Source organism: Prauserella rugosa, assembly GCF_000719975.1.
In the GTDB taxonomy this organism is placed as follows: domain Bacteria; phylum Actinomycetota; class Actinomycetes; order Mycobacteriales; family Pseudonocardiaceae; genus Prauserella; species Prauserella rugosa.
In genome coordinates, this window is record NZ_JOIJ01000001.1 from 162,095 (window position 1) to 179,744 (window position 17,650).

The 17,650-nt window shown below is 70.6% G+C and carries 20 protein-coding genes; 8 read left to right on the top strand and 12 right to left on the bottom strand.

What is annotated here, in order from left to right:
• Positions 1 to 153: 153 nt before the first annotated feature.
• The 4 genes from IF64_RS0100810 to IF64_RS0100825 all read right to left on the bottom strand — a co-directional run bounded on the left by IF64_RS0100810 (position 154) and on the right by IF64_RS0100825 (position 3,300).
• The gene (locus IF64_RS0100810) at positions 154 to 1,059 is read right to left on the bottom strand and encodes a haloalkane dehalogenase (RefSeq protein ID WP_030530017.1); all 906 of its coding nucleotides are present in this window, start codon (positions 1,057 to 1,059) and stop codon (positions 154 to 156) included.
• 16 nt (positions 1,060 to 1,075) lie between these two features.
• Positions 1,076 to 1,522, bottom strand: coding sequence for a DUF350 domain-containing protein (locus IF64_RS0100815; protein ID WP_030530018.1), 447 nt, complete (start codon positions 1,520 to 1,522; stop codon positions 1,076 to 1,078).
• Between the two features lie 70 nt (positions 1,523 to 1,592).
• Positions 1,593 to 2,756, bottom strand: coding sequence for a glutathionylspermidine synthase family protein (locus IF64_RS0100820; RefSeq protein ID WP_030530019.1), 1,164 nt, complete (start codon positions 2,754 to 2,756; stop codon positions 1,593 to 1,595).
• Between the two features lie 4 nt (positions 2,757 to 2,760).
• Positions 2,761 to 3,300, bottom strand: a complete 540-nt coding sequence (locus IF64_RS0100825; protein ID WP_051757402.1) for a hypothetical protein — start codon at positions 3,298 to 3,300, stop codon at positions 2,761 to 2,763.
• 189 nt (positions 3,301 to 3,489) lie between these two features.
• Here IF64_RS0100825 and IF64_RS25050 point away from each other — a divergent pair, with 189 nt between their 5' ends.
• From IF64_RS25050 to IF64_RS0100840, 3 genes are all read left to right on the top strand, one after another.
• Complete coding sequence (locus tag IF64_RS25050) at positions 3,490 to 4,725, top strand: septum formation family protein (protein WP_051757349.1); 1,236 nt, start codon at positions 3,490 to 3,492, stop codon at positions 4,723 to 4,725.
• Between the two features lie 15 nt (positions 4,726 to 4,740).
• Positions 4,741 to 5,079 (top strand): metallopeptidase family protein, encoded by a 339-nt coding sequence (locus IF64_RS0100835; protein WP_425468486.1) that lies wholly within the window; start codon positions 4,741 to 4,743, stop codon positions 5,077 to 5,079.
• A 186-nt stretch (positions 5,080 to 5,265) separates the two neighbouring features.
• Complete coding sequence (locus tag IF64_RS0100840; RefSeq protein ID WP_051757350.1) at positions 5,266 to 6,519, top strand: MFS transporter; 1,254 nt, start codon at positions 5,266 to 5,268, stop codon at positions 6,517 to 6,519.
• Between the two features lie 10 nt (positions 6,520 to 6,529).
• Here IF64_RS0100840 and IF64_RS0100845 read toward each other — a convergent pair whose 3' ends face one another.
• The 3 genes from IF64_RS0100845 to pheA form a co-directional block, all read right to left on the bottom strand.
• Positions 6,530 to 7,255 (bottom strand): DUF4232 domain-containing protein, encoded by a 726-nt coding sequence (locus IF64_RS0100845; RefSeq protein ID WP_030530024.1) that lies wholly within the window; start codon positions 7,253 to 7,255, stop codon positions 6,530 to 6,532.
• Positions 7,256 to 7,412: 157 nt separating this feature from the next.
• Entirely contained in the window at positions 7,413 to 8,030 is a 618-nt protein-coding gene (locus tag IF64_RS0100850; protein WP_030530025.1) for a histidine phosphatase family protein, read from the bottom strand.
• On the bottom strand, positions 8,027 to 8,947 hold the full coding sequence (gene pheA, locus IF64_RS0100855) for a prephenate dehydratase (protein WP_030530026.1): 921 nt from the start codon (positions 8,945 to 8,947) through the stop codon (positions 8,027 to 8,029). Before pheA ends, IF64_RS0100850 begins: the two co-directional genes overlap by 4 nt.
• A gap of 81 nt (positions 8,948 to 9,028) precedes the next feature.
• On the opposite strand from pheA, the gene IF64_RS0100860 reads away from it, so the two are divergent.
• From IF64_RS0100860 to IF64_RS0100870, 3 genes are all read left to right on the top strand, one after another.
• Positions 9,029 to 9,718 (top strand): macro domain-containing protein, encoded by a 690-nt coding sequence (locus IF64_RS0100860; protein ID WP_425468457.1) that lies wholly within the window; start codon positions 9,029 to 9,031, stop codon positions 9,716 to 9,718.
• Between the two features lie 74 nt (positions 9,719 to 9,792).
• The gene (locus tag IF64_RS0100865; RefSeq protein WP_030530028.1) at positions 9,793 to 10,110 is read left to right on the top strand and encodes an ArsR/SmtB family transcription factor; all 318 of its coding nucleotides are present in this window, start codon (positions 9,793 to 9,795) and stop codon (positions 10,108 to 10,110) included.
• Positions 10,095 to 10,496, top strand: a complete 402-nt coding sequence (locus IF64_RS0100870) for a VOC family protein (RefSeq protein WP_030530029.1) — start codon at positions 10,095 to 10,097, stop codon at positions 10,494 to 10,496. The genes IF64_RS0100865 and IF64_RS0100870 overlap by 16 nt, the downstream gene beginning before the upstream one ends.
• 4 nt (positions 10,497 to 10,500) lie before the next feature.
• Here IF64_RS0100870 and IF64_RS0100875 read toward each other — a convergent pair whose 3' ends face one another.
• Genes IF64_RS0100875 through IF64_RS0100885 form a run of 3 tightly spaced genes read right to left on the bottom strand, consistent with a single transcriptional unit; the run spans position 10,501 to position 12,808 of the window.
• Positions 10,501 to 11,430, bottom strand: coding sequence for a hypothetical protein (locus tag IF64_RS0100875; protein WP_030530030.1), 930 nt, complete (start codon positions 11,428 to 11,430; stop codon positions 10,501 to 10,503).
• A gap of 4 nt (positions 11,431 to 11,434) precedes the next feature.
• Positions 11,435 to 12,181 (bottom strand): type VII secretion target, encoded by a 747-nt coding sequence (locus IF64_RS0100880; protein ID WP_030530031.1) that lies wholly within the window; start codon positions 12,179 to 12,181, stop codon positions 11,435 to 11,437.
• Between the two features lie 30 nt (positions 12,182 to 12,211).
• The gene (locus IF64_RS0100885) at positions 12,212 to 12,808 is read right to left on the bottom strand and encodes a YbaB/EbfC family nucleoid-associated protein (RefSeq protein ID WP_246134819.1); all 597 of its coding nucleotides are present in this window, start codon (positions 12,806 to 12,808) and stop codon (positions 12,212 to 12,214) included.
• A 168-nt stretch (positions 12,809 to 12,976) separates the two neighbouring features.
• Here IF64_RS0100885 and coaA point away from each other — a divergent pair, with 168 nt between their 5' ends.
• Positions 12,977 to 13,909, top strand: coding sequence for a type I pantothenate kinase (coaA, locus tag IF64_RS0100890; RefSeq protein WP_030530033.1), 933 nt, complete (start codon positions 12,977 to 12,979; stop codon positions 13,907 to 13,909).
• Positions 13,910 to 14,179: 270 nt separating this feature from the next.
• Positions 14,180 to 14,305 (top strand): hypothetical protein, encoded by a 126-nt coding sequence (locus tag IF64_RS28040; protein ID WP_048808650.1) that lies wholly within the window; start codon positions 14,180 to 14,182, stop codon positions 14,303 to 14,305.
• Between the two features lie 27 nt (positions 14,306 to 14,332).
• Here the strand turns inward: IF64_RS28040 and IF64_RS0100900 are convergent, their stop codons facing one another.
• Together IF64_RS0100900 and IF64_RS0100905 are read right to left on the bottom strand one after the other, a co-directional pair.
• Positions 14,333 to 15,253 (bottom strand): hypothetical protein, encoded by a 921-nt coding sequence (locus IF64_RS0100900; protein WP_036875475.1) that lies wholly within the window; start codon positions 15,251 to 15,253, stop codon positions 14,333 to 14,335.
• A gap of 4 nt (positions 15,254 to 15,257) precedes the next feature.
• Entirely contained in the window at positions 15,258 to 17,390 is a 2,133-nt protein-coding gene (locus IF64_RS0100905) for a coiled-coil domain-containing protein (protein WP_030530035.1), read from the bottom strand.
• Between the last annotated feature and the right edge of the window lie 260 nt (positions 17,391 to 17,650).

Here is a 17,650-nt window from a genome sequence, read left to right on the forward strand (position 1 = left end):
GTCACCACTCGGGAACACCCGCACCCGCAACCCGCAACACGCGCTCCTGGGAGCGCAACACGCGACCCTGGGAGCGCAACACGGCCCCTTGGGAGCGCAACACGGGTTCCCGAGGGCGCAACACGGGGCCCGCGACCCGCAACACGGGTGTTCTTACAGGGAGCGGGTGAACGTTGCGATCTCCGTGGCCAGTTGCTCGGCGCCGTCCTCCTGGAGGAAGTGGCCGGCACCCGTGATCGTGGGGTGCTGCCGGCCCTCCGCACCGGGCAGGCGTTCCAGCACCGGGCGCATGCCCGCGGTGATCGGATCGCCGTCGGAGAAGGCGACCAGCATCGGGATGGTCAGCTTGCCCAGGGTCGCCCGCGCCGCGCGGTTGGCCTCCGTCGCCGGGTCGTCCGGGGTCGTCGGCACGAGACCGGGCATCGCGCGCGGACCGGCCTTGTACATCTCGTTGGGGAACGGCGCGTCGTAGGCCTCGCGCTCCCCCTCGCTCAACGTGGTGCGGCAACCGGACTGGACGAACCGCGCGATGTCGAGCACCTGCGCGTTCTGCACGGCGTCGTGGAACGACCACCACACGTCCGGCATGCCCTCGTCGCCGGTCGGCAGGCCCGTGTTGGCCGGCACGACGCCCGCGAACCGGTCCGGATGCTCGGCCACGAGCCGCAGCCCGAGGAGACCGCCCCAGTCCTGCCCGACCATCGTGACGTCGCGCAGCTCGAGCGCGTCGAACGCGAACGCGCGCATCCACTCGACGTGGGCGGCGTACGTGTGGTCGGCGACGTCGGCCGGCTTGTCCGACCTGCCGAAGCCGACCAGGTCGGGAGCGATCGCACGAATCCCCGCGTCCGCCAGCACCGGCAGCATCTTGCGATACAGGTACGACCAGCTCGGCTCGCCGTGCAGGAGCAGCACCACCGGCCCGTCGGCGGGACCGACCTCGACGTAGCCGATCCGGATGATGCCGTCCTCCGGACTGTCGATCTCCGCGTAACGCTGGGGGACGTCGAAGCCGGGAAGGTTCTCGAAACGATCTTCTGGAGTCCGCAGTAGCCGCACGCGGCCACCGTATCCCCTACGAGATGGCGACGGCCACCACGAGACCGAGCGCCAGATGCGCCGATGCCACGACCAGGCTCGCTGGAGCGAACTTCTCGCTCTCGATCGTCGAGCGCACGTCGATCCGCGTGGCGAACTCCAGCGCCCGCACGGCCGCGACCTGCACGACGATGCCCGCGAAGCCGAACACCAGCGACGTGATCAGTCCCTCGGCCAGGTCGCCGGTCGAGGCCCAGATCGCCACGACGACGATGAACGCCATCGACAGCAGCCCGGACGAGGTGATGATCACGGCGTTCGGAAGACCGCGGCGCACGAGTTCGGACAGCTTGCCCGGCGTGGTGAAGTCGATCGCGTAGAAGCCCGCGAACATCAGCAACAGGCCGACGATCGCGTACAGCGCGATCGCGCCGATCCCCCAGGCGAGCTGGCCGCCGAAGTCCTCAGGCAGAGCGAGAAGCACGTCGGTGTCTCCTTCAGTCGTTCGTCAGTCGGTTCGGAAGGGGTGGAACGGGAAACCGCCGGCGCGCGGTCTACTCCGGAATGCGGTGCGGGACGAAGGCGGCGCCGTCATCGGTGACGAGCCCCGCCGTTTCGCGGATGCCCAGGCCCGCGGCGTTGTCGCCGACGATCCACGCACCCAGTGCGGGCCGGAAGCCGTCGAACTCGGGCAGTGGGTCGAACGCCTGGTACGTGTAGCCCTCCCGGCCGTAGACACCACCGGTCTCGGTCTCGTACCCGGGCGCGACGATCTGCACGTTCGCGCCCTCCCTGCCAAGCTTCGGCTTGCGCACGTACTCGGTGAGCAGTCCTGGCTGGTCGTTGAAGGCGGGCAGCAGGTTCGGATGCCCGGGGTAGTTCTCCCACAGGATGCCGAGCAGGGCCTTGTTGGACAGCAGCATCTTCCACTGGGGTTCGACCCACAGCGTCTGCGGCGAGGACTCGGCGGCGTACCGGCCGAACTCCTCCTCGATGACCCACTCCCACGGGTAGTTCTTCACGACCGTCGACATCGGCGCCTCTTCGAGGTCGACGAACCGCTTGAGCACCGGGTCCCAGCCGATCTCCTCGATCACGAGCGCCACGGTGTCGAGCCCGGCCTCGGCCGCCGTCTCCTGCAGGTAGGTGGTGGTGATGTGGTCCTCGCCGCTGGTGTCGGCGGCCGACCACGTGAAGTGCACCTCCTTCGACGGCAACAGCCCGCCGATGTGCTGCCAGCGCTCGACGAGCTGTTCGTGCAGCGAGTTCCACTGGTCGTCGTCGGGGAACACCGTCGTCTTCCAGTGCCACTGCAGGATCGCCGCCTCGAGCAGCGAACTCGGCGTGTCGGCGTTGTACTCGAGCAGCTTGGCGGGCCCGCGGCCGTCGTAGCGCAGGTCGAACCGGCCGTACAGGTGCGGATCACGCCGTTTCCACGACTCGGCGATGTGCGGCCACACCCACTCGGGCAGGCCGAACTCGGCGTAGCGCTCGGCGGTGATCACGTGGTCGACCGCTTCCAGGCACATGGAGTGCAGCAGTTCGACGTCGGCCTCGAGGGCCAGCACCTCGTCCATGGGGATGACGTAGTGCACCGACTCGTCCCAGTACGGACGCGCCTTGCCGTCGCCGTAGCGGGCGGGGGTGCCGAAGACGAGACCCTGCTCTTCGACGGTGCGCTGCCAGTCGGGGCGCGGCGCACTGGTGGATCGCTGCACGGGTTCAGGCTCCGCTCTTGCCGAAGCTGCCGCCGCTGACGCCGAATCCGCCGCGCTGCACGGTCTTGCCGGACTTGGTCGTGATGTTCGCCCCGTCGGGCTTGGTGAACGAGCCGCCCTGCACCTTCTGGCCAGGGACGCCGGTGCCGCCGTAGTTGTAGCGGTACTGCTGGAAGCCGCCGCCCGGCATCGGGAGGAACACGAACCCGCCCGCGCCGGGATATCCACCGTGCTGCTGGGCGTACTCGGGGTCGCAGTACTCGTCGTTCTCGACGACCGTGCCATCGGCCGTGGTGCAGGTGGCCGTGACCTCCTCCGGCTTGGCGACGAGGTACCAGCCCGCGACGAGCCCCACCAGTCCGAGACCGACACCGGCGCCGATGAACACCTTGCGCCTGCTGTCGGACTTCTGCTCCGCGGCGATCCTGGCCCGTTCGGCCTGCTCCGCACGTTCGCGCTCCTCGGCGAGCGCCTGCTGGCGGGCGCGCTGCTCGGCGAGCGTCGGCTCCCTCGGGGTCGTCGACGAGGGGTCCTGGAACCGCATCGTGCCCTGGTTCGGGTTCGGCGGCTCGCCCTGCCCGGAGCCGGAGGAACCGCCGGCCGTGTTGTTCTCGTCGCTCATCCTGGAAGGCTCCACACGTTGAACCCCCGTCACTCACACGGGGTTGACCCAACCCTATCGACTCGCGCGCGCGAGGTTGTCACGAGCGCGCATCAGGCATCATGAGAGTTGATGTCCGAAGAGCCTCGCCGGTTCCCACCTGGCCGGTCACCCGAAGAACGCCCGGCCCGACGAAAGTCGGCACGGCGCACCCGCGTACTCGTCGCGGGCGTGTTCGTGGGCGCCCTCGCGGCCATGTCCCTGTCGTGGTTGCTCGGGTGGGGCTTCGAAACGGAGGAGGAGCGCACGCAGGCGCGCGCCGAGGCAGCCGCCGCGGCGCGGTACGAGGCGTTCAGCTCACCTCCCGGCACGTGCCTGACGTGGCAGGCCGCCGACGCCGCCGACATCCGCACCGTCGACTGCACCGAACCGCACCTGTTCGAGGTGATCGACGCGGTCGACATCTCCGACCAGTACCCGCGCGGCGCGCAGCGCCCCGACGACGAAACGTGGCGCACCATGACGATGCAGCGCTGCGGCCAGTCGGCACGCGAGTACCTCGACGGCCCGCTCGACCCCGAGGGCAAGCTGAGCATCGGCGTGCTGCAACCGGACGACCACCAGTGGCAGCAGGGCGACCGGCGGCTGCACTGCGGTCTGCAGCGCACCGCGGCCGACGGCTCGCTGCAGGCGCTCGACCAGCCCGTGCGCGAGGTCGACCAGTCGGACGTCTGGGCCGAGGGCACCTGCCTCGGCATCGCCGACAAGTCCCCGACCGGCCCCGTCGACTGCGCCGAGGAGCACTCCTACGAGATGATCGCGGTCGTCGACCTGGGCAAGGAGTTCGAGGCGTTCCCCTCGCCCAAGCAGCAGAACGAGTTCCTCGACAAGCGGTGCAACCGCCTCGTCCGCGACTACGCCGGGGACACCGACCTGCGCAAGCAGGGGTTGATCACCACGTGGGACAACCGCACCAAGGAGAGCTGGCAGGCCGGTTCGAAGCTCGTCAACTGCAAGGTCGGCGCGCTGTTGAAGGACAACAGCGGCCTCGCGCCCGTGCGCGGCAGCGTGTCCAAGGACGCCGAAGGCAAGCCCCAGACCGGCGGTGAAGGCTCCTCCGACGGCAGCGACAAGGGCGGCACCGAAGGCGGCAGCAACAACGGCGACGGCGGCAACAACGGCGACGGCGGAAACAGCGGCGGCAACGGCAACGGCAACGGTGGCAACAGCGGCGAGGGCGGCAAAGGTGGCAACAGCGGTGACGGTGGCGCCGACGGGGACGAAGGCGGCGCGGACGGAGCGGACGGTGACGACACCGATGGCGGCCTGATCCCCGAGCCGGGCGACATCACCGGGAACGGAGGCTGACGGGTGGCGGTCGACATGTCGCTGCCGCGATTCGAGGAACTCGTCTCGTCGGCGCTCGACCAGCTGCCGGCCGAGTTCGCCAAGGCGATGGACAACGTCGTGGTGCTCGTCGAGGAACACGACGAGCACGAGCCCGACATCCTGGGCCTGTACCACGGCGTGGCCCTGACCGACCGTGGTCACGACTACGGCGGAGTGCTGCCGGACCGGATCTCGATCTACCGGCAGCCGATCCTCGCGATGTGCGATTCGGAGGACGACGTCGTCGAGGAAGTAAAGATCACCGTCGTGCACGAGATCGCCCACCACTTCGGCATCGACGACGCCCGCCTGCACGAACTCGGCTGGGGCTGAGAATTGGGGCTGAGAGCTGGGGCTGCGAGTCGGGCCTGACGCTCGTGACACAGTGATCGCTTTGTCGACATCGGCTGTCGATGAGCTGTCCGGACCACGACCGAGGTCGGTAGTATCGGACAAAACACTAGCCCGTTCGGGTCTTATTACTGGCGGCGAGCGTGCGGACACGCTCTGCTCTAATCGATGGCGCACGACTCCTCGACCACCGCTTCGCCCGCGCGAACCCGACGGGGACTGCCGTTGTTGCTCGGCGCCAACGCGGCCGCCAACCTGGGCGACGGCATCGCCAAGGTCGCCTTCCCGCTGCTGGCCGCGACCGTCACGCGCGACCCCGTACTGATCGCCGGGCTCTCGGCGGCCCAGTTCCTGCCCTGGCTGCTGCTGGCCGTCCTCGCCGGCGCACTGCTCGACCGCGTCGACCGCCGCAAGGCGATCGTGCTCGCCAACACCGCGCGAGCCGCGGCGATCGGCGGCATGGCGGTCCTCGTGCTGACCGGATCGGCGTCGATCTGGATGGTCTACGTCGGCGCGCTGGTCGTCGGCGTGGCCGAGGTCGTCGCCGACAGCGCGGCCAACGTGCTCGTCCCCTCGGTGGTCGACCGGAGCGGACTGTCGAGCGCCAGCAGCAAGCTGCAGGCCACCGAGATCGTCGGCCAGACATTCGCGGGCGGACCGCTCGGCAGCCTCACGTTCGCGGTGTTCGCCGCGTTCCCGTTCCTGCTGACGTCGGCGTCGTTCTCGATCGGCGCGGCACTGATGGTGGCGCTCGCGGGCAGTTTCCGTCCCGAACGCCCTGCCTCGGACGAACGGCCGAACGCGACGCTGCGCACCGACCTCGTCGACGGCATGCGGTGGCTGTTCGCCAACCCGACCATGTGGCGGCTCGTGATCGCGGCGGGCGGGCTCGCGCTCACCTCCGAACTCGCGCAGGCCCAGCTCGTGTTGTACGCGCTGGAGGACCTCGAACTGACCGAGGCCGCGTTCGGCGTGTTCGGGCTCGTCGGCGGAGTCGGCGGACTGGCGGGCGCAGCCGTGGCCTCCCGCCTGGTCGACCGGTTCCGCGCGCGCTACGTCCTCGCCGGTGGGATGGGCACCAGCGGGGTGGCGTTCCTGGCCATGGGCGTGTCCGGCAATCCGGTCGTCTCCGCGGTGCTGTTCGGCGTGTTCGCCGCCGCCGTGGTCGTGGCCAACGTGCTGTTCGCGACCGTCCGCTACCGCCTCGTGCCCGAGGAACTGCTCGGCCGGGTCCTCGGCGTCTGGCGGACGGTGGTGTGGGGCATGCTTCCCGTCGGCGCCCTGCTCGGCGGCTGGTTGACCACCCTGCTGGGCACGACGAGCGCGACCTTCGCCTTCTCCGGTGCGTGCCAGGTGGCACTGGCGGTGGTCGCGCTCGTCGCGGCGGCGTCGCTGGCCCGCAGGCTGGCGAAGCAGGCGTGAGCCGGCCTCGTCAGCGTCCCGGCTGGATGGTGGCCACGGTCAACTGCTGACCCTCCGGGTTCGCCGCACAGCCCGTGCCCTCGGCAGGCACGAACATCGAGTTGGTCTCCTGAGGCGGATAGACCCGAAGTCCGCGCACCGGGGTCGGCTTGCAGTCGGCCGGGTCGTAGTTCTGCACGCGCACGAACCCGACGGGCGCGTGCGCGACCTGGCCCGGTTGCACCGTCACGGGCTCACCCTTGCCGCCCGTGCGGTACGCGGCTGGGCCCACCTGGTGCCCGTCGTCGCCCGCGACGTACGAGACGCCGGGGAATCCGTGCAGCACGCACGCCGAGTCGCTGACGTTCGTGAACCGCAGCGGACGGTACTGGGTGCCCGCGGTCCCCTCGCCGCGGCCGAGCGACAGTTCGAGGTCGGCCGCCCGGCACAGGTCCGTCTTCCCTGCGCCGCCGGAGCCGCTGCCCGAGCCGCCTTCGGACTGCTGGGGCGCCGGGACGGCTTGCTTGGGTGCGTCGCCTGCACCGTCGCCCTTGCCGGGCGCGTTGCCCGACTCGGACTGCTCGGACTGCTGCCCGGACTGCTGCGACGGAGCGGATGTCGTGGCGGGATCGGCATCGGGGTCGTTCTGAGCGGCGCCACTACTGGCGTCACCACAACCCGTGAGAATCATGGCCAGAATCGCCGTTCCCGCGACGGCGATCGATGTACGCGAAGCGGTTTCACCAATCTTGTTCATCACGCGCCTCCCTTGCCGAATGTCGGCTACCCGGAAGACGTTGCGGACACGCGGCCGGTTGCGTGGACGTTGTCCGGAATAGGCCGATAGTGCGACAAAGATTGACCGTTCGGGTGCACGTCCGGCGGTGCCACCGAGAGACGTGCCTGGTTCGCCGTCAGTCCTGGACGCGGATTCCCGCCCACTCGGAGCAGCGCCAGCCACCGTCGGGACGGGCGTCGAGCCGCACGTAGGCGGTGTTCGGCAACAAACCCGTGTCGGCGATCTCAGCCGTGACGTTGGGGGCCAGCCACTCCGCACCGAGCCGGATCGCGCCACCGTGGCTGACGAGCACCACCGCCTCGTCGGTGCCGTCGTGCCGCTCCCGCAGCCGGTCGACGGCGGTGACGTATCGAGTGCGGACGTCGTGACCGCTCTCGCCGCCGGGCAACGGGACCTCGAGCGCGCCCTGGGTCCACTGGTGGACGACCTTGCCGTAGGTCTCGATCGCCTCCTGGTCACCGCGCCCTTCGAGGTCGCCGACGTCGACCTCGTGCACCCCGTCGAGCACCTGCACGTCGGCCGACCGCGCGGCCGCCAGCGGCCCGGCGGTCTGCCGGGCACGCAACGCGCGCGAGGCGTACACCGCGGCGATCGGCTCGTCGGCGAAGGTCTCCACCAGAGCCTCGGCCTGTTGCCTGCCCAGTTCGGTCAGCGGCGGGCCGGGCAGGGCGGTGTCGAGGATCTTGCGGACGTTCGCTTCGCTCTGAGCGTGCCGCACGAGGTACAGCCTCACGCGAGTTCTCCCTTCCGGACGGCCTCCACCCAGGCGTCGGCGGCGACGAAGTCGTCGTTACCCGCACCCGGTTCGATCGTGGCCGTCACCCCGTCGGCGCGCGGATGGGAGCCGAGGAACCGCACGGACATCGACCGCCTGCGCATGGCCGCCAACGCGTCCGCGATCCGCGGCTCGGTCACGTGGCCCTCGAAGTCGATGAAGAACCGGTAGGTCCCGTAGTCGCCCTTCACCGGCCGTGCGTCCAGGCGCGTGAGGTTGATGCCGCGCATCGCGAGTTCGGTGAGCAAGCCGGCCAGCGATCCGGTGCGGTTGGCTGCTGCGACGACGATCGACGTGCGGTCGGCACCGGTCGGCTCGGGCAGCGTGCCGGGGGTGCGCAGCAGCAGGAAGCGGGTGCGGGCGTCGGCCAGGTCGGCGACGTCGGTGGCGAACGTCTTCAGCGGATAGTGCTCGGCGGCGACCGGGGCGACCACGGCGGCGTCGTACTCGCCGTCGAGCACCCCGACGGCCGCGGCCGCCGTGGACGAGGCGACGAGCTGTTCGGCGCCGGGCAGGTGCTCACCGAGCCAGCCACGCACCTGGGCGAGCGCATGCGGATGGCTGGCAACCGTCCGCGGCGGGTCGGCGACGGGGTCGCGGTCGGCGCCGACCAGCACGGTGAACCGGATCGGCAGGAGCGCCTCGGCGACGGCGACGAGCGGATCACCGTCGACGGCACTGTCGAGCGTCGCCGTGACGGGGCCTTCGACGGAGTTCTCGACGGGCACGCAGGCGCCGTCGGCGGCTCCACTGCGGACCGCCTCGAAGGCTGCCGGGATCGTCTCGACCGGGAACAACTCCTCGCCGCCTGCGAGAACTCTTGCCGCCTGTTCGGTGAACGTTCCCTGCGGGCCGAAGAACGCGATGCGTACCACGACCGAAAGGCTAGGCGATGGCGAAGATGTTCACTCCCACAGCCCGTTACGCGACTTGCGCCCGTTTGCCATGCTGTAGACGTGACCGCCGAATCAGGCACCCATATGACGTGGAATGGCGTGGCTGACATGACCGGTACAGAGCCGGAGACCGACGGGCCGGACGTCCCCCGGCCGGGCGTCGACGGGCCCGGTGCCGACCACCGCAGCCGCGCCACTCCGGAACTCGTGCTGTGCGCGATCGACGAACCGCTGGCGCTCGCGTGGGAGACGGTGCCGGAGAAGGTGTCGGGCCCGGTGCGGGTCCATCAGGGATCGGTGCTCGACATCGAGGCGCAGGCGCTCGTGAGCCCGGCCAACTCCTACGGGTGGATGCGCGGCGGCATCGACGCCCTGTACGCCAAGGCCTTCCCCGAACTCGAGCAGCGGGTGCGCAGTGCGGTCCTGGCCTCGCACGGCGGGGAACTTCCGGTCGGCGAGGCGCTCGTCGTGCCGACCGGCGAGCCCGCACCGGCATGGCTGATCAGCGCACCGACGATGCGTGAACCGGGCGAGCAGCTGCCGCCCGACACGGTGCACCCCTACCTCGCCGCGAAGGCCGTGTTCACCCTGTGGTCGACGGGCACGGTCGAGACGGCCGACGGCACGTACGCCCTGCGCGACGTCATCGCCACCATCGCGATGCCCGGCCTCGGCACCGGCGTCGGCGGCGTGGCCCCGGAGACCTGCGCCCACCAGGTCGCCGCCGCCTGGGACGAAGTCTTCGACTGAGCAACCCCTGACGTAGCTGTCGTCGGCACTCCCGAACGTTGACAGGCAAGTGCGTGCTTGCCTATCATCGCCGTATGGCCGATGCCGACCGGGCGGAGCTGTACAAGGCACTCGCCGATGCGACCCGGCGGATCATTCTCGACGAGCTGTCCGAGCAGAACGGGCAGACGCTGTTCGAACTCTGCGGACGGCTCACGTCCAAGCACGGACTCGGTTCGTCGCGGCAGGCGATCTCGCAGCACCTCGACGTCCTCGAGAGCGCCGGGCTGGTCGAGACCCGGCGCGAAGGGCGCTACAAGTTCCACCATCTCGACACCACCCCACTGCGGGCCATCGCCGACCGCTGGCCCACACCACCCGAGAAGGAGACTCCGCGATGCGGATCCACCTGACCAGCGTCTTCGTCGACGACCAGGAGAAGGCCCACCGCTTCTACACCGACGTGCTGGGCTTTCGCACCAAACACGACGTGGACATGGGCGGTGGCGCCCGCTGGCTGACCGTCGTGTCCCCGGAGAACCCCGGCGGCACGGAACTGTTGCTCGAGCCCGCCGGTCACCCCGCGGTGAAGCCGTACCGCGATGCGCTGGTCGCCGACGGCATCCCGGCCACCCAGTTCGCCGTCGACGACGTCCACGCCGAGTACGAACGCCTCACCGCGGCCGGCGTGACCTTCACCCAGGGCCCGGTCGCGATGGGCCCGGTGACCACGGCCGTCCTCGACGACACGTGCGGCAACCTCATTCAGATCGCCACCGAGGCACCGGAACCGGCGTGAGGACTCAGGTCGCGGTGGTCCGGTAGGCCTGCGTCACCTCGTCCAGCGACTGCATCAGCTCGACCACCAGTGCCAACAGCCTCGTGATGGTGACGCCCAGGTCGGCGATCCCCTCGGCGATCTTCAGCGCCGCGGAACCGATGCGCTGAAGGATCGTCCGGACCGCGTTCGGCGCGAGTACGACCGTGGCGGCCTGGATCGCGGCACTCACCAACCCACCTGCCAGGTCGGCCAGCACGTCCCGCACCAGCGTGCGGACGGCACCCACGACCTGCGCCATCTGCATCGACGCGCTCTCGAGGGCGAACGAGGCCGACGCGGCCGCGTTCATGGTCGTCAGGGCCTGGGCCAGCTTGCCGACGTAGGCCATTTTGGCCTCGCCGGACCACTCGGTGGTCTCCTGGCCGAACGCCTCCACGATCGCGGCCTGATCGCCGGCCAGTGAGTTGCCGACGTTCTGCCACGTCCGCCCGTACGCCTCGACCATGTTCGGCTCACCGGTGAGCTGGTGCAGGACCAACCGCAACGGCTCGACGTGCTCGAGCATCCATCCGAGCAGCTGACCCGCGACCGCACCGATGGGGTCCATCGCCGCACCGACGACGTCGACACCGACCGACAGCCCACTGGTGACGGCCGAGGCCCAGTCGCCGTCGTTGATCTGGTTGACGGTGTCCCACACGGTCTGGACCGCCGTGCCCTTCGACAGGTTGTACCCGGCTTCGCCCACGGTGTCGCCGGTCATGTTGTCGAACTGGCCGGTCGCGGCGCCGAGCACCAGGGACGCCGGGTTGCCGGCACCCGCCAGTACCGCGATACCGCCGATCGCGTTGACCGGGTTGTCGAGCACGTCGTACTCGTTGCGGGCGTCGGTGCCCGAGTCGACGAGCGGGTTGTCCGACGACGGATCGTCTCCGACGAGAGGTGACGACATCGCCTCACACCTCCTGCGGCGGTTCGGTCGGGTTCGGCATGGGCGCAGGCTGGGGATACGGCTGCGGGTACGGCTGGGGCGCCGGTTGCGGCATCGGCGCGGGCGGCACGCCGCCGTCCGGTGGCTCCGGCGTCGGCATCGGGGCGGGCTGCGGCGCCGGGTACGGCTGGGGCGTGGGCATGGGTGCCGGCTGAGGAGCAGGCTGAGGATCCGGTTGCGGTGTCGGCGGATACGGCGGCACGCCGCCTCCGTCCGGCGGATCCGGCGTGGGCATCGGAACCGGCTGCGGCGTGCCGGGCGGCTGGGTCGGCGTGGGCATCGGCACGGGTTGCGGAGCACCCGGCGGCGGCACCGGGGTCGGCATGGGCACCGGACCGCCGCCCCCGCTGGGCCCGTCGAACTCGCCCGATCCGCCGAGCTGTTCGAGGATCTTGCGCAACCGCTCGAGCAGTTCCTGCTCCTGCTCGTCGTACCGCTTGGCCGCCGCCGTGATCGACTTCTCGAGGCGCTGCAGTTCCTGCTGGGCTTCCTTGACCATCTGGGCGCAGCGCTCCTGCGGCATCTTCAGGATCATCGGCAGGCCCATCTGGAAGCAGATCAGCCCGTAGGCGTCGTTCAGATCGGCCACGTGCGCGGCGGCCTCGGCTGCCGTGCCCACCGACTCCGCCTTCCCGGCGATGGTCGCGGCGTGCGTGCGCATCTGGTCGGTGTCGGTGCAGAACCCCGACAGTCCCGATCCCGGCGGTGCCATGCGGTCTCCCCTTCCCGGACAGCTGCTCGATCAGCGGAAGATCGAACCGCCGAAGTCGTCGTCGGTGTCGTCGTCCTCGCGGCGGTCGTCGCGCGCGGGTCGGAAGGTCGGACGCGTCGGCGAGTCGTGCGGTTCCGCACCGCCGTAGTCGGCCGTCTCGTCCTCGAGCGCGCCGATGTCGTGGGTCCCGCCATCGGTGCCGTCAGTGCCCTCGGCCCCGTCGGCGCCGATAGCGCCTTCGACCGGGTCGGGGAACTGCTCTCGGTAACCGGCGACGATGTCGGTGCCCGGCCCGTCGTCGCCGACCGTCTCGGCGGTCAACGCGGCCACGGTGTCGCGCAGCTGGGCCTGTGCCTGGCGCATCGTCGCCATCAGCGCGGCCGACAGTTCCCGCACAGGCGCGCCCTGGCCGCGCTCGGTGATCGTCAGCTCCGTCGGCACGCCCTTCGAGTCGACGGTCACCCGCACCGTGCCGTCCGGCGACGTGCGGGTCACCGACGTCGCGTCGAGTTTGCTCTGCAGCTCGCCGTAGCGCTCGGCCTGCTGTTGCAGACCCTGCGCCCACGCCTTCAGATCGTCGGCCAGCTTGGTCGGATCGGGCATCGGATCGGACGTCGAACGGGACACCGGAATCGCCTCGTCTCCCTGGTAGTGCGGTCGAAGCGAAACTAACAGCATTCGCGCGCACACGGGTGCACAACGTCACAGTCCGTTTTCGGCCGCTACGGCTTACCGTAAGAACTGCGTTACGAAGTCGCGGGATCGCCGGCCCACCGACGGGCAAGGAGTGAGCGAATGCCACGGGTCCGTGAGCTGAGCCCATATGTCGAATTACAGCGTGACCAGTGGCGGGAGCTCCGGCGCTCCACGCCGCTTCCGTTGACGGCTGAGGAACTGGTCAAGCTCAGAGGTCTCGGCGAGCAGATCGATCTCACCGAGGTGGCGGAGGTGTACCTGCCGCTGTCCCGGCTGATCAACCTCCAGGTGGCCGCGCGGCAGCAGCTCTACGAAGCCTCCACGACGTTCCTCGGCGAGGACACGCGTGGCACGAAGGTTCCGTTCGTCATCGGCATCGCGGGCAGTGTCGCGGTCGGCAAGTCGACCACCGCCCGCATCCTGCGCACGCTGCTCGCCCGCTGGCCCGACCACCCGCGGGTGGACCTGGTGACCACGGACGGCTTCCTGTACCCGCGGGCCGAACTGGTGCGCCGAGGCATCATGCACCGCAAGGGTTTCCCGGAAAGCTACGACCGCCGCGCGCTGCTGCGGTTCGTCACCGAGGTCAAGTCCGGGGCCGACGAGGTGTACGCGCCGGTCTACTCCCACCTGGCCTACGACATCCTGCCCGGACAGGAGCAGGTGGTGCAGCGGCCGGACATCCTCATCGTCGAAGGTCTGAACGTGCTGCAGCCGGGGCCGAGCCTCACGGTGTCGGACCTGTTCGACTTCTCGATCTACGTGGACGCCCACACCGCCGACATCGAGCGGTGGTACATCGAGCGGTTCCTCGAACTGCGGCACACGGCCTTCGCCGACCCGAACTCGCACTTCCACCACTTCGCCGGGCTCTCGGACGAGGATGCGCGCTTCGAGGCCCAGCACCTGTGGAAGACGATCAACGAGCCGAACCTGGTCGAGAACATCCGGCCCACGCGTCCACGGGCGACGCTCGTGTTGCGCAAGGACAGCGACCACTCGATCAACCGGGTCCGGCTGCGCAAGCTCTGACTCGCACCGGCCGGCCACGTTGCCCCGACCCGGGTGCGTCCATCTGCCAGGCGCAGACGCAGGCACAGGCCCAGGCACAGGCGTGAACGCGGGCGATTCACCCACATGCCGCCCAGCTGTTCCACCGACCGCGGAGCGCGATCGTTCTCGTGCTTTCGGCGGATGATCGGGCGAGGAGACCAGCCGGTCGGCCGATGGTTCGGTCCAGTCCCAGCGGGCGATTCTTGGTGGCGTACGACGAACCACCTGCGAGGGGGAAGGACCACCATCGTGCTCTCGGACATCGTTACCTGGATCGGCGCGATTCTCGGCATGCTCGTGCTGCTGGCGATGGCGTGCGGCGCATTCGTGCTCGACGTCGACGAGTCGCGGCGGGCGCAGGAGCCCATGCGGTGACAGCCCGCACCGTGGCGGGCGCGCGGCTCAGGGCCGCAGCTGGCGTGGGGGTTTCGGCAGTGCGACGCGGGCCTTGCGGATCTCGTCCATGAGGCGGGTCTTGCGGCCGTGCTCGGCCACCAACCCGGCGAGGTAGGCGGTGAACTCGTCCCTGGTGCCTGCGTCGCGGTGCAGGGTCCGCAGCCGGCGCAGGGCCACCGCGGCCCTGGCGTAGTTCACGGCGGGATTCCTGGTGTCGCGTCCGGCGATGAGGCCGTCGACGTGCCTGCGATAGACGTCGACGACCAGGTGCGCCGACTCGGCGGGCAGCTGCCGCGTGAGCGTCCACGCCTCGTCGTCGTGGCCCGCGGCCAGGAGCTCGGAGATGCGGGACGGGTCGGCACCTCTGGCGCGCGCCGCGTGGGCGATGGCCTCGGAGTGCCTGCCCGCCGCACGCAACGCCCGGACGATCTTGAGGCTGATCTCGACGTCGGGAAGGAGCTTCGACCAGGCGGCAACCAGCCGGTCGACGTCACCGGTGATCTCCGCGATCTCCTCGGCGAGCCGTTCGGCGATCGCATGCTCCCCCTTGACGGCCGATTCCGGTGTGGACACCGCGAGCGTGGCATCCACAGTGGACCGGATGTGTTCCATGCCGGTGTCACCGAGCGCTTCGGCGAAGGCGTGCAACGGCACCGTGACGGGCGGGTCGCCGAACGACATCGCCAGCACCCAGTCGGCCAGTTCGATCCGGTCGGGCGGGTGCGCCGCGCACGCGCGCGCGTACAACGCGATGGCGCGGTCCAGCAGGGCCTCGTCGACTCCGGCGAGCCCCTCCGGCCCGTCGGTGAGCCGGTCGACCGCGAGCCGCGCGAGCCGCGCGACGTCGGCCTGAGTGCCCGCGTCGAGCAGCCGGTTCAGGGTGTCGAGTACCGCCGCCACCTGGGCAGGGTCACCGACTCGACGCATCCGATCATGGTGTCATGACTCCGGTTTCCGCGGTAGCGCGCGGTGCGGGTACGCCGATCCGCCCGACGGGCCGCACGTCGGCCTGCGCGGCCCGCACGCGGCCGAGCGGCGTGCCGGGATCGGCCTCCGCGAGTGCCGCCGCGTCGGCGAGCAGGTACAGCGTGCACCGGGCACGGGTGGTCGCCGATGCGAACGCCCGCGTGCGCACGCGCCAGTCGTCGGAGACCAGGTCGACGAGCACCGCGTCGAACTCGGCCCCGTGCATCGTGCGCGCGGTGCCCACCGCGAGGTCGAGGCGCTGCCGCGCCGCGGCCGACCAGGTCGCCGCGGCGGTCCGATGTGGAGCGATGATCGCTGTGCCGCGCGGCAGCGACGCGACGATGTCCTCGTGGCGGACGGCCTCTCCCCCGGTGTCGAGCACGATCACCCCGTCCCCGTCAGTGGTCCCCTCAGCACCGCGCCCGCCACGGGTCGCGTCGAGGGAGATTCGGCGCGGCGGAGTGGTGAGCACGTAGCACCCGGGGTGGCTGCGTGCGTCGGCCTCGGTGCGGATTCCGCAGTGGGCCAGCACGGTCGCGCCACACCAGCGGCGCACGGCGGCATCGTCGCGCAGGGACGGGACGACCCAGGGCTGCGGCGATCCGGCGTCCCCGGCGATGACGGCCGTGTGCTTGGCGAGTCCGACGGCGGCGAGCACCTCCGCCGCGGACCTGGTGCCCGCGTCGTCGACGAGGACGACGTCGAACGCCTCGCCCACGTCGCCGTGCGGCAGACGATCGGTGTGCACGAGCCGCTCGTCCCGGTCCGCGCGAGCGCGTTCGCCGAGCCACCACAACCGTTCCTCGAGCTGCCCCCTGCGTGCGGCCTGTTCGTCGGACAGCCGGGCGAGTTCGTCGTACTCGTCCTGCAGTTCGGGCAGTCCGCGGTCGAGGCAGTCGGCGTGGAAGCGCAGGTCCTGCTCGCTCGGTTTCGCCGAGCGCAGCTGGGCGATCTTGGCGTGCAGGGATTCGACGCGGGTATAGGCCTCGGACTCGTCGCGCGCAGCCTCGTCGAGCCAGTGGTGGGCGTCGGAGAGTGCGGTGTCCAATGCCGACGCACGTTCGGCGCTGATCGCCGCGTCGGTCGCCGTCTCCACACGTTGGCGCAGCGCGTCCCGTTCCCGTTCCATGCGGTAGAGCGATGTGCGGTCGCGCGAACGGCCGCGGTAGCGCCGCCGTTCGACCTTCAGGTGCAGTCGCGCCAGTTCGGCGTCGACGTCGGCGAGTTTGGCCGACAGCGCGCGGGATTCGGTGAGCCTGCGCCTGCCGTCCTCGGCCTGCTCCCACTCGTCACGCGCGCGGCGCAGCTCCTGGCGGGCCTGCGCGAGGTCGGCGGCCGCGACGTCGTACACCCGCTGCGCCTCGACGAGTTTCGCCTCGAGCGCGTCGGCGCGGTCCTGGTCGTCGATGCGCCGTTGGACGGCCGCGAACGCCGACGGATCGAAGTCGGCCAGGAGCCTGCGCAGTTCGGCGAGCCGCTGCCCGGCACCCGCGATGTCGACGAGTTGTTGCTGCACCGACGCCCTGGCCGCATCCACGGTGACGGGCAGGGTCTGTTCTGCGCGGCTGAGCAGCAGGACGCGGTGGCCCGCCTCGGCGAGTTCGGTGGCCGCGCGGGTCAGCAGGGTCGTCTTGCCCGTGCCCGGCGCTCCCCAGATCAGCCGCACGCCGGGCAGGAAGCACGCGCGCTGGGGATCACCGTGGGCGCGGTCGGGTTTGCCCGCGGCGAGCCGGTCGGCGAGCGGGGCGAAACCGAGGTCGGCGAGCAGGGCGGCGCGATGGTCGGCGGCGTCGATGCGTGCCCATACGCGATCGCATTCGGGCGGCACCGGACCGGGATCGTCGAGCCACAGGACGCCGTGGCGCAGTCGCGCGCCGACCGGAACGGCGGCACCGCCGCGCGGACCCTCGGCGCCGGCGAGGCGCACGTCGAGCAGTGTGCCCACGCTCGTGCCGCGCAGGTCCACGGCCAGGCCGTCGTCGGTCGTGCGCGCCGCGCCCAGGTCCTGCCACGTGTCGCCGTCGACCCGTGCCGTTCCCCCGGTGTGGGCGGTCTCCGTGCCGACCGCCTCGGCAGCCTCGTGCCGCCAGTTCGCCATCTCATCCCCCTTCGCGCCTCCGGTCATCCAACCGTTGTCGCGGCTCTACCGGGGGGAATGTCCTTCGAGGGTGTGAGATCGCCGTGTCCCGTGTCCCCGATCGTGGCGCGGCGGTAATGCGAGGAGCGGTGGCGGCGATGAAGTACGGCTCGGCGCCGGGCCCGTTGGAGTGCACACGAAGCCGCCTGCCGGAAACCTGGCCCCCACAGCCGGTCACGGTGGCCCTCCGTTCCTGCATGTCGACTACTACAGGGAACCGG

Excerpts from the sequence above, each read along its gene's own strand:
- IF64_RS0100825 (WP_051757402.1), bottom strand. The coding sequence starts at position 3,300 with ATGCGGTTCCAGGACCCCTCGTCGACGACCCCGAGGGAGCCGACGCTC.
- IF64_RS25050 (WP_051757349.1), top strand. The coding sequence starts at position 3,490 with ATGTCCGAAGAGCCTCGCCGGTTCCCACCTGGCCGGTCACCCGAAGAA.
- IF64_RS0100835 (WP_425468486.1), top strand. The coding sequence starts at position 4,741 with ATGTCGCTGCCGCGATTCGAGGAACTCGTCTCGTCGGCGCTCGACCAG.
- IF64_RS0100840 (WP_051757350.1), top strand. The coding sequence starts at position 5,266 with ATGGCGCACGACTCCTCGACCACCGCTTCGCCCGCGCGAACCCGACGG.
- IF64_RS0100845 (WP_030530024.1), bottom strand. The coding sequence starts at position 7,255 with ATGAACAAGATTGGTGAAACCGCTTCGCGTACATCGATCGCCGTCGCG.
- IF64_RS0100865 (WP_030530028.1), top strand. The coding sequence starts at position 9,793 with ATGGCCGATGCCGACCGGGCGGAGCTGTACAAGGCACTCGCCGATGCG.
- IF64_RS0100870 (WP_030530029.1), top strand. The coding sequence starts at position 10,095 with ATGCGGATCCACCTGACCAGCGTCTTCGTCGACGACCAGGAGAAGGCC.
- IF64_RS0100875 (WP_030530030.1), bottom strand. The coding sequence starts at position 11,430 with ATGTCGTCACCTCTCGTCGGAGACGATCCGTCGTCGGACAACCCGCTC.
- IF64_RS0100880 (WP_030530031.1), bottom strand. The coding sequence starts at position 12,181 with ATGGCACCGCCGGGATCGGGACTGTCGGGGTTCTGCACCGACACCGAC.
- coaA (WP_030530033.1), top strand. The coding sequence starts at position 12,977 with ATGCCACGGGTCCGTGAGCTGAGCCCATATGTCGAATTACAGCGTGAC.
- IF64_RS0100900 (WP_036875475.1), bottom strand. The coding sequence starts at position 15,253 with ATGCGTCGAGTCGGTGACCCTGCCCAGGTGGCGGCGGTACTCGACACC.
- IF64_RS0100905 (WP_030530035.1), bottom strand. The coding sequence starts at position 17,390 with ATGGCGAACTGGCGGCACGAGGCTGCCGAGGCGGTCGGCACGGAGACC.